Raw genomic sequence first — 11821 nt, 5'->3', positions numbered from 1 at the left:
CCCATCCCCAGACCGGGCAGGAGCCGGTTCTCGCAAGGGAACCGGCTCTTTTTTTGTTGCGGGGATGCGGGACGCTCAGCGAGCCGGGCGATACTCGGCCGCAAAGCGTCGGGCGTTCTGGACATAGTGCGTCGCCGACAGCCGCAGGCCGGCAATGCCGGCCTCGTCGAGCGTGCGCACCGCGCGGGCCGGCGCGCCGATGATCAGGCTGTTGTCCTCGAAGACCTTGCCTTCGGTAACCAGCGCGCCGGCACCGACCAGGCAGTTGCTGCCGATGCGCGCCCCGTTGAGCACGATCGCGCCGATACCGATCAGGCTGTTGTCGCCGATCGTGCAGCCATGCACCATGGCGCGGTGGCCGATCGTGCAGCCCTCGCCGATCGTCAGCGGATAGCCCGGATCGGTGTGCAGCACGCCGTGCTCCTGGATATTGGTCCGCGCGCCGACCTCGATCGGCTCGGTGTCGCCGCGCAGCACCGCGCCGAACCAGATGCCGGTGTCTTCGCCCAGCCGCACCTGGCCGATGATCTGCGCGTCGGGCGCGACGAAGGCCGGGCCGGCGCCGACCGTTTCGGGGGCGACATCGCCAAGGGCGAAATACGACATGGGGCACCTCCGGATCCGATCGCCGATCCTTGGCAGACAATTCACGCCATCGCAACGAGTCGGCCGGCCGAAAACGCGACGATGCCGATCAGCCCGGCCCAGAACGGGCTCAGGCAGAGCGCGGCAAGCCGCAGCGCGCTGCCGCCCCGGCCGGCCCGGCCGCCGCCCGCGCGCAGCACCAGCACCGGCCCGCAAAGCGCGAAACCGAGTACCGAGACCGCGGCGCCGAGCCCGGTCACGGTCTGCCTGTCGAAACCCGGCGACCGGTCGAGCACGGCCGCCATCCAGTGATAGGCGGCAAGCGCCACCGAAAAACCCGCAACGATCGCCACCAGAACATGCATCGTCGTCCCCGCGGTAACCTTTCATTAACCCTGCCGGGTTCGACTGGTGCAAGCCCGGTGCCACACCGGGTTGTTCCGGATTCGCACAGGGCGAGCAGATGGCGACTTCGTTCAACGCTTCGCATGGTGCCGACGACCCGCTCGCCGGCCACGAGATCGTGGCCGGCCTGCCGCGCGTGGTCTGGCGGGTGTTCTGGCTGCTGTGCGTGCTCGCCTCGCTGACCGTCGCCATGCTGCTGGCCGGCCATTTCTACGGCAACCGGCTGGTCCTGTCCGGTCACACGACGTCGGACGAGGTGCTGCGCATCGTCATCGGCGAGGATGTGCTGCACGTGCCGGCCAACATGATCCGCCGCCCCGAACAGCGCGATGCGGGCATTGCGGGCCACCTCGACCTGAAACTCCACTGGCCCGAGCGCAGCGGGCTGCGCCCCGATCTCATCGACGCGTTTTCGAACACCGATCCCGAAACGACACGCATCGTGCTGATCACGATCAGCGAGCGCCAGTCCTTCCTCGATATGGCCGACCGGTTCGCACCGGTCTATCTCAAGGCGCTCGACGACAGCGTCGAATGGACCTTCACGGACGGTCTTGCGCGCGCTGCGCTCGACCCTGCGCTGGGCTATGTCGATGAATGGCTCGCCTTCGGGCCGACGAACGAGCCGGGCACGCCGCCGGCCTTCATCGCCCGCTGCCAGGACGCGGGCGCCGGCGGCGAACCGCTGCTCCTGCCCTGCCAGACCGATCTTTACTTCGGCGACACGCTGGAGGCGCGGGTGCGCTTTGCCATGCCGCTGCTCGCCGACTGGGAGCGCTTCGGCCCCGAGCTGGAGGCCTTTGTCGAGAGCCTGCGGGTGCGCGGGCTCGACTGACGGCGGAGCGCCGCGCCCGGTCAGCCTTCCAGATCGATGTCCAGGATGGACATCGACAGGTCGTAGGACACCTCGCCCTCGTCCTCGATGCGCGAGATGATGCCCAGAAACTCCTCGCCCAGATACAGTTCGGCCGAATCGGCGAGCTTGGGGCGGGCCTTCACCGCGAGCGCGGAGTTGCCGAACGTTCTGCGGAAATAGGCCGTCAGCTGCTCGAGTTCGCTGGCTTTCACGGGGTCCTCCGGGTCGTTGATCGTGTTGGGCGTCGACCGGCGACGCCGGCCTGCCCAAACCACGGCTCGGCCGACGGCGCAAGCCCCGCCCATATGGCAGATTGTCAGTCCAGCGTCTGGTCCATGGCGCGGGACGGCTCCGCGCAGGAGCATTCGCCCACCACCCTTGCCGGCACGCCGGCGACCGTGCGGCACGCCGGCACCTCCGACAGCACCACCGAGCCGGCGGCGATCTTCGAGCTGTGGCCGATCCTGATGTTGCCCAGGATCTTGGCGCCGGCGCCGATCATCACGCCATGGCCGATCTTGGGATGGCGGTCGGCGCCCTCCTTGCCGGTGCCGCCGAGGGTCACCGAATGCAGGATCGACACGTCATCGCCGATCACCGCCGTCTCGCCGACGACCAGACCGGTGGCGTGGTCGAGGAAGATGCCCTTGCCTATGCGCGCGGCCGGATTGATGTCGGTCTGGAACACCGAGGACGACCGGCTTTGCAGGTAGAGCGCGAAATCGGTGCGACCCTGCCGGTGCAGCCAGTGCGCCAGCCTGTGGGTCTGGATGGCGTGGAATCCCTTGAAGTAGAGCAGCGGCTCCAGGAAGCGGTTGCACGCCGGATCGCGGTCGAACACCGCCTGCAAGTCGATGCGCACCGCCGCGCGAAAGCCGCCATCCGCCGCGATCATGTCGCCGAAGGCCTGCCGGATCAGATCGGCGGGCACGTCGGGATGATCGAGCCTTGCGGCGATGCGATGGGCGACCGCCTCCTCCAGCGAAGACTGGTTGAGAACGGCACCGAACAGGAAGGTCGCGATCGCCGGCTCGGCCTTGACGGCCTTGTTGGCGTCGTCGCGCACGGCGTGCCAGATCGGGTCGACGGGGTTGATGTCGCGCGCTGGCGCGCGCCTGTGCTGCTGGGCCATCGATGCATCTCCAAACCGACTTCGCGGCGATGTTATCCGCTCGGGCGCCAATTGGGAACCGGCCGCTCGCAGGTCAAGCTCTCGGCGGGTCCTGGGGGCGATCGCCCAGAAAGTCGAGCACGGCGCGCTTGAAGGTCTTGTCGCCGACGGCGAGCATGTGATCGCGGTTTTCGATATCCAGCGCGGCAGCCTTCGGCATCATCGCGGCAAGCGGCTGCGGCGGGCCCGCCAGATCGTCCTTCGTGCCGACCCCGATCAGGGTCGGCGCGGCGATGGCGCCCATCTGGTCGGGCGTCAGGGGCGTGCGCGAAGCCGTGATGCAGGCGGCCAGCGCCAGCCGGTCGCTGCCGGTCTTGTCGGCAAAGGCGCGGAACATGCGCCCGCGCGCATCGGTGACGTCATCGAGCGAGGGCGCAAGCAGCGCGTCGGCGATCGGATCCCAGTCGCCCACGCCCTCGACCATGCCCAGCCCCAGCCCTCCGAACACCAGATGGTCGACCCGGTCGGCATGGGCGAGCGCGGCGAAGGCGGCAATGCGCGCACCCATGGAATAGCCGAACAGATGGGCCCGCTTCAGTCCCAGCGCGTCCAGCAGTGCAATGGCATCGGCCGCCATGACCTGGGGTCGATATGCGTCCGGCTCGTGCGGCTTGTCGCTGTCGCCATGGCCGCGATTGTCGATGGCAATGGCGCGATAGCCGGCATCCGTCAGCGCCTGCATCCAGCCCGGCTCGATCCAGTTGACCCGGCCGTTGGAGGCAAAGCCGTGGATCAGCAGCACGGCCGGCGCGTCGCGCCGGCCCTCGTCGACATAGGCAAGCTGCAATCGGTCATGGCTGAAACGGGGCATCGACAATGGGTCCGTCGTCCTGGCGCAGCGGAAAGCGCATCTTTTTGCACCGCACCGTCTACCAATTCCGCCCGCGCGGCGATAGTGTCCCACCGACGTCCGGTGCAGCGGATCTGACGTCACAAGCCGGGCCGATGTCGCCCTCGAAATCGCGTGTCAAATCCGAAGGTCCACGTCGATCAGTGAGTTAATCGCGGTCCTTCGATTCCGACATTTGCACCGGTGTGTGGTAAGGATGCGATACCGATGTCGGAATCGGACCAACAGCCAATGCCCGGAGTAGGACGATGGCCGGTGGCACAACGCCCCATTTTCACAACGATGCAGGCCATGCCCGCATAGCGATCGGCGTCAGGGAGTTCATGTGCGTGGGCGCGACCCCGCCCTACGACCACCCCCACGTGTTCCTGGACATGGGCGACGACGCCGAAATCGTCTGCCCCTATTGCTCGACGCTTTATGTCTTCGACGCCCGGCTCGGTCCGGACAGGACGGAGCCGGAGGGCTGTGTGTACGACACCTCCACGCAGGCTGCCTGACCCGGCCCCATGCCAGATCATGAACGGACCGACCACGACTTGGCGATCGTCGGCGCCGGCATTGCCGGGCTGACATGCGCGCTGGCATTGGCCGCGCGCGGCCGCGAGGTCACCGTGATCGAGGCCTTCGACGAGCCCTCGGAGATCGGCGCCGGGCTGCAGGTGCCGCCCAATGCCGCGCACATCCTCGACAAGCTTGGCGTGCTCGGGGCGCTGAATGCGCGGGCGGTCCGGCCCGCTGCATTATGTCTGGGCGACTCGGTTTCCGGCCGGATCGTGCTCGAAATGCCGGTCAATGGCGAGGCGAACGCACCGCCCTATCTGACCGCCCATCGCGCCATCGTCCACGGCGTTCTGTACAGTGCGGCCCGCGCCGATGTGCGCGTCCAGCCGCTTCAGGGCCACCGCATCGTCAAGGTCGCCGAGCACGACGATCGCGTCGAGCTGACCGCCGCGCGCGGCGAGGCGCACGTGACCTTGTCGGCCCGGTGCGTCATCGCCGCCGACGGAATCTGGTCGAATTTGCGCAGCGCGGTGCCCGGCGCCGCCCGGCCCGAACCGACCGGGCGCATCGCCCTGCGCGCAGTGGTGCCCGCGCCGGCCGAACGCGCCGACGACAAGGTCGTCGCCTGGATGGCCCCGCGCGCCCATCTGGTCACCTATCCGGTGCGCAACGCGGCCACCCGCAACCTGGTCGCCGTCACCAGCGGCACGGGCCGCGGCGAAGGCTGGTCGCACAGCGTCGATCTTGCCACGCTCGATGCCCTGTTCGCCCGCCTGGGCGAGACCCCGGTCGCCGGCCTTGCCGAGCGTGCCGACTGGACACTGTGGCCGCTCTACGCGCTGGCGCCCGACGCGGCCTGGCATACGGCGCGGATCGGCCTGATCGGCGACGCCGCCCACGGCATCGAGCCGTTCGCCGCCCAGGGCGCGGCCATGGCCATCGAGGATGGCTGGCTGCTGGCCCAGGCCATCGAGCGCCATGACGGCAACCCGCAGGCCGCCTTCGCAGCCTTCCGCCAGCAGCGGCTGCCGCGCATCGAGCGCGTTGCGCGGCGCACCGCGTTCAACCGGTTCACCTACCACCAGGCCGGCATCGGCCGGCTGGCACGCAACGCCGCCTTCCGCATGGGCCCACCCGCCGCCTTCCGCCGCGATCTCGACTGGCTCTACGGCTACCGCGCCTGAACGCGGGCCAGCGACAGTTCCAGTTGCGCGGCGAACGGTGTCCACAGGCCCACGCCAATGCCGGCGCGGCGCAATTGCCGGCCGGTCCATGTGTTGCAGCTCATCACCGGGGAAAACCGGCCCGCGCCCGGGTAGAAGCGGTCGCCGAAACCCTGGGTGATGCCGGCCAACGGTTCGTGTGCGGCAAAGCTGCGCTCGAGGCCGGCGGCCAGCGCGGCGAGTTGTGCCGCCGACACGTCGACCGGATAGACGCCCTCCCCGGCCGACAGCGGTCCCAGCGGCTGCACGTGCATGACCGCGACGTCGAAGGCCAGCGCCCGCGCGGCGATATCGAAGGTCAGGTCGCGCACCCGCCGCAGGCTGGTATAGGCGACCTTCGAGCCCCAGCCGAACTGCCAGTAGCGGACCTGCGCCGGATCGACCGGAAAGTCGGTCATGTCGAGCCCGAGCGCCGCTTCGACGCTGCCCCGCCTGCCCCCGTCGAGCGTCACGGTCGCATCGGCCGGCAGCGCGATCGCCGAGTGAAAGCCATTGGAAATGACGAAGATGCGATGGGCCGCACCATCCGCGGCGCTGCCGGCACCGGGAGCGCGGGCCGGCAGCGGAACCGTTCCCAGGACAAGCGCCGCGACGAGGGCAAGCGGCAGAAGCGCCACCAGCGCAAGGGCGAATCGCCGCCCGCGCACGCCCCGCCCATCGCCCGGGCGCGTCCCGGTCAGTGCAGGATCTGGCTGAGGAACAGCCGGGTGCGCTCGTGCTGGGGATTGTCGAAGAACGGCTCGGGCTCGTTCTGCTCGACGATCTGTCCCTGATCCATGAAGATCACCCGGTTGGCGACCTGCCGGGCAAAGCCCATTTCATGGGTGACGACCATCATGGTCATGCCCTCCTCGGCGAGCGAGACCATGGTGTCGAGCACCTCCTTGATCATCTCCGGATCGAGCGCCGAGGTCGGCTCGTCGAACAGCATGATGCGCGGGTTCATGCACAGCGAGCGCGCGATCGCCACGCGCTGCTGCTGGCCGCCGGAGAGCTGGCCGGGATATTTGTGCGCCTGCTCGGGGATCTTGACGCGCTCGAGGAAGTGCATGGCGCGCTCGTCGGCTTCCTTCTTGGGAATCTTGCGCACCCAGATCGGCGCCAGCGTGCAGTTTTCCAGGATCGTCAGATGCGGAAACAGGTTGAAGTGCTGGAACACCATGCCGACCTCGCGGCGGATCTCGTCGATCTTCTTGAGATCGTTGGTCAGTTCGATCCCGTCGACGACGATCTTGCCCTTCTGGTGCTCCTCGAGCCGGTTGATGCAGCGGATCAGCGTCGACTTGCCCGAGCCCGACGGGCCGCAAATGACGATACGCTCGCCGCCCATGACCTTCAGATTGATGTCGCGCAGGACATGAAAGTCGCCGAACCATTTGTGCATGTCGATGATCTCGACCGCGACCTCGGTGTCCGAGACGTGCATCTTGGAACGGTCGGCCTGGATTTCTTCCGCCGGTTGGACGTTTTCGGTGAGCATGCGGTAGGCTCCTAACTCTTTCGGCCGGTATCGAGCCGCTCTTCCATGTACATCGAATAGCGCGACATGCCAAAGCAGAACAGAAAGAAGACGATGCAGGCAAAGAAATAGCCTGTCAGCGACTGCACCGGCGAGGCCCAGCTCGGATCGGAGAAGGACGACTGGATCTGGCCCAGAAAGTCGAACAGGCCGATGATCAGCACGAGCGTGGTGTCCTTGAACAGCCCGATGAAGGTGTTGACGATCCCCGGGATCACCATCTTGAGCGCCTGCGGCAGGATGATCATGCGCATCATCTGCGACCAGTTGAGCCCCAGGGCCATGGCGCCCTCATACTGGCCCTTGGGCAGGGCCTGCAGCCCGCCGCGCACGACCTCGGCCATATAGGCCGATGCGAACAGCGCCACGCCGACCAGCGCCCGCAGCAATTTGTCGAAGGTCACGCCTTCGGGCAGGAACAGCGGCAGCATCACCGAGGACATGAAAAGCACGGTGATCAGCGGCACGCCGCGCCAGAACTCGATGAAGACCACGCACACGAAGCGGACGATGGGCATGTGCGAACGCCGTCCGAGCGCCAGCGCGATGCCGATGGGCAGCGATGCGGCAATGCCGGTGACCGCGATCACCAATGTGACCAGCAGCCCGCCCCATTGCGCCGTCTGCACGCGTTCGAGACCGAAATCGACGCCCAGCAGGGCGACGACCGCGAACAGGCCGGCAAAGATCGTCGCCGTCGTGATCAGGCCGGGGCGCGGATCGGATCGCGACCCCAGCGCAAGCGCGTAGGTGGCCGCCAGCGCCAGCACCGCGACGACGGCGAGCGGCAGGTACAGCCCGCCGGTCTCGAAGCCGCCGCCGGTCAGCAGGATCAGCGCTGCCAACGGAAACACCAGCACCATGAAGACGATGTTCTGGCGCTTGAACGGCGCGGCGGGGATGAGCAGCGGAGTCAGCCCGCCGAAGAACAAAAGGCCCGTCACGTTCACCCGCCACTGCGCCGCGTCCGGATAGCGGCCGTAGATGAACTGATTGGCGTAGGCGCCCACATAGGCCCAGCACGCGCCGAACCAGCCATCGGGCTGGGTTCCGCCCTGCGCCTGGGTCGCACAGGCGGCGCGATCCTCGCCCGTCCACACCGCATCGATCAGGAAGAACTGAACGATGGGCGGAATGATCAGGTACAGAAGATACAGGCAGACAAGGGTGAGGATCGTCTGCGGGATCGACTGGAACAGGTGCTCGCGCATCCAGCCGATCGCCCCGCGGCTGACACGCGGGGCCGGCTGCTCGGCCAGCATCTGATCGCGGACATAGGCAAGATCGCCATGGTCGATGGGAGTGTGGCTCATCTCAGCGCTCCACCAGCGCGACGCGCGCATTGTACCAGTTCATGAAGGCCGAGGTCAGAAGCGAGAACGTCAGATAGGTCAGCATGGTGATGGAGATGATCTCCACCGCCTGTCCGGTCTGGTTGAGCGCGGTGCCGGCGAACACCGAGGTCAGCTCCGGATAGGCAATGGCCACGGCCAGCGAGGAATTCTTGGTCAGATTGAGATACTGGCTGGTCAGCGGCGGAATGATGATCCGCAGCGCCTGCGGAATGACGACAAGGCGCAGATTCTGCCCCTGGCGCAGGCCGAGCGAATGGGCCGCCTCCGACTGGCCCTTGCTGACGCCCAGGATACCGGCGCGCACGATTTCGGCGATGAACGCGGCGGTGTAGGTCGAAAGCGCCACGAGAAGCGCGATGAACTCGGGGATGACGGTCATGCCGCCTGAGGGCCGGAATGCACCCAGTTCGGGCATGTCCCAGCTCAGCGGGCTGCCCGTTGCCAAGAAGGCGAGCAGCGGCAGCCCGACAACCACCGCAAGCCCGACGAGAAACGACGGAAAGGGCTGGCCGGTCTTCATCTGCCGGCGATGCGCCCATCGGCCGATCACATAGGCGATCGCCAGGCCGGCGACGAGCGCGTAGAACGTGATCGCCGCGCCATCGCCCCACACCGGCTTGGGGGCGAAATAGCCGCGATTGTTCAGAAGGCCCAGCGCCCCGAAATCGATGCTGTCGCGCGGTTGCGGCAACAGGCGCAGCACGCCGAAATACCAGATGAAGATCTGCAGCAGCAGCGGCAGATTGCGCATGAACTCGACGTAGCCGGTCGCCAGCCGGCTGACGATCCAGTTGTTGGACAGCCGCGCGATGCCGACGATGAAGCCGATGACGGTCGCAAGCACGATGCCGAAAAAGGCAACGACCAGCGTGTTGAGCACGCCCACCACATAGACCCGGCCATAGCTCGAGCTGCCCTGGTCGTAGGCGATCAGCGACTGGGCGACCGAAAAGCCGGCGTTCTCGTCCAGGAACCCGAAGCCCGAGGCGACGCCGGCGGCCTGCAGGTTGGCATTCATGTTCATCCAGCCCGAATAGGCCAGATAGGCGACGATGACGGCGAGCACGCCCTGGAAGAGCCAGCTGCGCACGCGCGGATTGTTCAAGAGCGCGACCTTGGGCGGCGCGTCGCCGCCGCCGCTTGCCGATCTGCCCGAGGCTGTATCGGTGACTGCCATGGTTTTGTTGCTCCGCCCGTCGCAGTGCAGCCGTCCCGCATGAGCGATCGCGGCCGCCTGCTCAGGCGCTTGGGCGCCGAAAAGGAAATAAAAATGCCCGGCAGACTGGCTGCCGGGCAATTGCAATCAAGCTGTCAGCGGATCGGTGGCGCGTATTGCAGACCGCCATCGGTCCACAGCGCGTTGATGCCGCGGGCGATGTTGAGCGGCGTGTCGGGGCCGACATTGCGCGCGAACACCTCGCCGTAATTGCCCACATGCTTGATGATCTTGTAGGCCCAGTCGTTCTCCACGCCGATATCGGTGCCGAACTCGCCCTCGACGCCGAGCAGGCGGCGGATCGAGGGATTGTCGCTTTCCATCATCTCGTCGACGTTCTGGCTGGTCACGCCGAGCTCTTCGGCATTGACCATGGCGAAATGCGTCCACTTGACCAGATTGAACCATTCGTCATCGCCCTGCCGGACCACCGGCCCCAGCGGCTCCTTGGAGATGACTTCGGGCAGCACCTTGTGCGCACCCGGATCGGTCAGCTTGAGGCGCTGGGCATAAATGCCCGACTGGTCCGTGGTGTAGACGTCGCAGCGCCCCGAATCATAGGCGGCGACCACCTCGTCCGCCTTTTCGAAGGCGACCAGCTCGTAATCCATGTCGTTGGCGCGGAAATAGTCGGCCACGTTCAGTTCGGTGGTCGTGCCGGTGTTGGTGCAGATCGAGGCACCCGAAAGCTCAAGCGCCGAGTTGACGTTCATGTCCGTGCGGATCATGAAACCCTGGCCGTCATAGTAGTTCACGCCAGCAAAGTTCAGACCGAGCTGCGTGTCGCGGCTCATCGTCCATGTCGTGTTGCGCGACAGAAGGTCGACCTCGCCCGATTGCAGCGCCGTGAAGCGCTCCTTGGCCGAAAGCGGCGTGAACTTGACGGCCTCCGGATCGTCGAAGATCGCAGCGGCGATCCCGCGGCAAAGATCGACATCCATGCCGCTCCAGTTGCCGTCCGCATCGGGGTTCGAAAAGCCGGGCAGTCCCTGGCTGACGCCGCACTGGACGAAACCCTTGGCCTTGACGTCGTCGAGCGTTGCGGCCGAAGCGGCCGTGGCGCCCAGGGCCACCGCGGCCGCGGCGCCGATTGCTACCGTCAATACACTGTTGGTCATAGAGTTGCTTCCTCTTACTTGAACAAGTACTTGGGCGCGAGCGCCTGCTCACCGGTATCACGCGACGCGCGTACCGGCAGCTACCTCCCTTCCCGAACCGAAGACAAAGCCAAAAATCCAAGCTGGTCAAGATTTTTTCCCAACCGCGCGACGCTTGTCCGGCTCACCCAAAGCGTTTTGGCGACCCGTTTCGTCTCGATTTGGGGGCTATTTGATCAAAACCGGTCGCTCGCGGGACGGGCCGAACCGGAACAGGCAGCGCCGGCGCGCCAGCCATCGCGCAAGCACCAGTGTCGAAGCGGCGCCGATGGCGAATCCGGCAATGACATCGGACAGATAATGAGCGCCCGCCGGCACCCGCGCAAAGGCGAGACATGCCCCGAAAACCAGGGCGAGCGGCGCCCGACGCGGAAACCACAGCGCAAGCAGCATGGCCAGCGCCCCGGAGGTGGTGGCGTGGCCGGACGGAAAGCTCTGGTAAGCATAGTCGAACTCGAACGGCGCAAATACAAATGCGTCGAAGTCCTGACGTGTAACGGGGCGGCCACGGCCGACGACCTGCTTGATCACGTTGATGACGATGGCCGGGGCGGCAATGGCCACGAAGATGAAGGCCGCCCTGCCATGGGCCAGAAACAGCCGGGCACGCACCGCCTGCGACGTTATGGCACGCCAGTCGACCGATCCCAGCACGAGCGCGATCGCGCCGGACGGCACCAGGTACCAGTGCACGCGCGCCGCATCGGTGACCGCGGCCAGAAATCGCCATGCCGGCCACTGGCTCGTGCCGACGGCATCCACGACCAGCGGATCGAACGCGGCCGCAACCAGCACCAGCGCCAGCGCGGCGACCATGGACCAGGCCAGTGCGGGCGAGACGAGCGGCGGGCTGCCGGCCGCCGGCGCGCGCGACAGCCGGAAGACGCCGCGCCGCCAGCTCCGCACGGTGTTCGCAAGGGCCGCGCGTGGCGTTCCGGGCATGGCCGTCAGCAGGGCGCCCCGCACCGATCCCTGTCGGC

Annotated in this window: 14 protein-coding genes; 3 read left to right on the top strand and 11 right to left on the bottom strand. The window is 66.8% G+C overall.

The genetic code is table 11. The features are described from left to right. Positions 1-75: 75 nt before the first annotated feature. Complete coding sequence (locus tag RBB34_RS06535; RefSeq protein ID WP_306118387.1) at positions 76-606, bottom strand: gamma carbonic anhydrase family protein; 531 nt, start codon at positions 604-606, stop codon at positions 76-78. Positions 607-647: 41 nt separating this feature from the next. Next, complete coding sequence (locus RBB34_RS06530; RefSeq protein ID WP_306118386.1) at positions 648-950, bottom strand: hypothetical protein; 303 nt, start codon at positions 948-950, stop codon at positions 648-650. Between the two features lie 98 nt (positions 951-1048). On the opposite strand from RBB34_RS06530, the gene RBB34_RS06525 reads away from it, so the two are divergent. Continuing rightward, on the top strand, positions 1049-1825 hold the full coding sequence (locus RBB34_RS06525) for a hypothetical protein (RefSeq protein WP_306118385.1): 777 nt from the start codon (positions 1049-1051) through the stop codon (positions 1823-1825). 20 nt (positions 1826-1845) lie between these two features. Here the strand turns inward: RBB34_RS06525 and RBB34_RS06520 are convergent, their stop codons facing one another. The 3 genes from RBB34_RS06520 to RBB34_RS06510 form a co-directional block, all read right to left on the bottom strand. Continuing rightward, on the bottom strand, positions 1846-2058 hold the full coding sequence (locus RBB34_RS06520) for a DUF3126 family protein (RefSeq protein WP_306118384.1): 213 nt from the start codon (positions 2056-2058) through the stop codon (positions 1846-1848). Between the two features lie 104 nt (positions 2059-2162). Then, the gene (gene cysE, locus RBB34_RS06515; RefSeq protein ID WP_306118383.1) at positions 2163-2978 is read right to left on the bottom strand and encodes a serine O-acetyltransferase; all 816 of its coding nucleotides are present in this window, start codon (positions 2976-2978) and stop codon (positions 2163-2165) included. A 73-nt stretch (positions 2979-3051) separates the two neighbouring features. Then, positions 3052-3828, bottom strand: coding sequence for an alpha/beta hydrolase (locus tag RBB34_RS06510; protein WP_306118382.1), 777 nt, complete (start codon positions 3826-3828; stop codon positions 3052-3054). A gap of 287 nt (positions 3829-4115) precedes the next feature. On the opposite strand from RBB34_RS06510, the gene RBB34_RS06505 reads away from it, so the two are divergent. After that, on the top strand, positions 4116-4367 hold the full coding sequence (locus RBB34_RS06505) for a zinc-finger domain-containing protein (RefSeq protein ID WP_306118381.1): 252 nt from the start codon (positions 4116-4118) through the stop codon (positions 4365-4367). 9 nt (positions 4368-4376) lie between these two features. Next, positions 4377-5555 carry an FAD-dependent oxidoreductase gene (locus tag RBB34_RS06500; protein ID WP_306118380.1) on the top strand — a complete coding sequence of 393 codons (1179 nt, stop codon included), beginning with the start codon at positions 4377-4379 and terminating at the stop codon, positions 5553-5555. Here the strand turns inward: RBB34_RS06500 and RBB34_RS06495 are convergent. The 6 genes from RBB34_RS06495 to RBB34_RS06470 form a co-directional block, all read right to left on the bottom strand. Beyond that, positions 5543-6241 carry a DUF2459 domain-containing protein gene (locus tag RBB34_RS06495; RefSeq protein ID WP_306118379.1) on the bottom strand — a complete coding sequence of 233 codons (699 nt, stop codon included), beginning with the start codon at positions 6239-6241 and terminating at the stop codon, positions 5543-5545. The two genes, RBB34_RS06500 and RBB34_RS06495, sit on opposite strands and share 13 nt — an antisense overlap. A 29-nt stretch (positions 6242-6270) precedes the next feature. Continuing rightward, positions 6271-7074: an amino acid ABC transporter ATP-binding protein gene (locus RBB34_RS06490; protein WP_306118378.1), complete on the bottom strand. Its 804-nt coding sequence runs from the start codon at positions 7072-7074 to the stop codon at positions 6271-6273. Between the two features lie 11 nt (positions 7075-7085). Then, on the bottom strand, positions 7086-8426 hold the full coding sequence (locus RBB34_RS06485) for an amino acid ABC transporter permease (protein ID WP_306118377.1): 1341 nt from the start codon (positions 8424-8426) through the stop codon (positions 7086-7088). 1 nt (position 8427) lies between these two features. After that, positions 8428-9645, bottom strand: coding sequence for an amino acid ABC transporter permease (locus RBB34_RS06480; protein ID WP_306118376.1), 1218 nt, complete (start codon positions 9643-9645; stop codon positions 8428-8430). A 134-nt stretch (positions 9646-9779) separates the two neighbouring features. Continuing rightward, complete coding sequence (locus tag RBB34_RS06475; protein WP_306118375.1) at positions 9780-10802, bottom strand: amino acid ABC transporter substrate-binding protein; 1023 nt, start codon at positions 10800-10802, stop codon at positions 9780-9782. A 207-nt stretch (positions 10803-11009) separates the two neighbouring features. After that, positions 11010-11807, bottom strand: a complete 798-nt coding sequence (locus RBB34_RS06470) for a phosphatase PAP2 family protein (protein ID WP_306118374.1) — start codon at positions 11805-11807, stop codon at positions 11010-11012. Positions 11808-11821 lie beyond the last annotated feature (14 nt).

It is taken from the genome of Roseitalea sp. MMSF_3546 (assembly GCF_030732865.1).
Lineage (GTDB): Bacteria > Pseudomonadota > Alphaproteobacteria > Rhizobiales > Rhizobiaceae > Roseitalea.
This window is presented reverse-complemented; position numbering and strand designations above follow the sequence as displayed.

What these genes read in the sequence shown, in the direction of transcription:
- RBB34_RS06535 (WP_306118387.1), bottom strand. Translation starts at nt 606, where the DNA reads ATGTCGTATTTCGCCCTTGGCGATGTCGCCCCCGAAACGGTCGGCGCC.
- RBB34_RS06530 (WP_306118386.1), bottom strand. Translation starts at nt 950, where the DNA reads ATGCATGTTCTGGTGGCGATCGTTGCGGGTTTTTCGGTGGCGCTTGCC.
- RBB34_RS06525 (WP_306118385.1), top strand. Translation starts at nt 1,049, where the DNA reads ATGGCGACTTCGTTCAACGCTTCGCATGGTGCCGACGACCCGCTCGCC.
- cysE (WP_306118383.1), bottom strand. Translation starts at nt 2,978, where the DNA reads ATGGCCCAGCAGCACAGGCGCGCGCCAGCGCGCGACATCAACCCCGTC.
- RBB34_RS06510 (WP_306118382.1), bottom strand. Translation starts at nt 3,828, where the DNA reads ATGCCCCGTTTCAGCCATGACCGATTGCAGCTTGCCTATGTCGACGAG.
- RBB34_RS06505 (WP_306118381.1), top strand. Translation starts at nt 4,116, where the DNA reads ATGGCCGGTGGCACAACGCCCCATTTTCACAACGATGCAGGCCATGCC.
- RBB34_RS06500 (WP_306118380.1), top strand. Translation starts at nt 4,377, where the DNA reads ATGCCAGATCATGAACGGACCGACCACGACTTGGCGATCGTCGGCGCC.
- RBB34_RS06490 (WP_306118378.1), bottom strand. Translation starts at nt 7,074, where the DNA reads ATGCTCACCGAAAACGTCCAACCGGCGGAAGAAATCCAGGCCGACCGT.
- RBB34_RS06485 (WP_306118377.1), bottom strand. Translation starts at nt 8,426, where the DNA reads ATGAGCCACACTCCCATCGACCATGGCGATCTTGCCTATGTCCGCGAT.
- RBB34_RS06480 (WP_306118376.1), bottom strand. Translation starts at nt 9,645, where the DNA reads ATGGCAGTCACCGATACAGCCTCGGGCAGATCGGCAAGCGGCGGCGGC.
- RBB34_RS06475 (WP_306118375.1), bottom strand. Translation starts at nt 10,802, where the DNA reads ATGACCAACAGTGTATTGACGGTAGCAATCGGCGCCGCGGCCGCGGTG.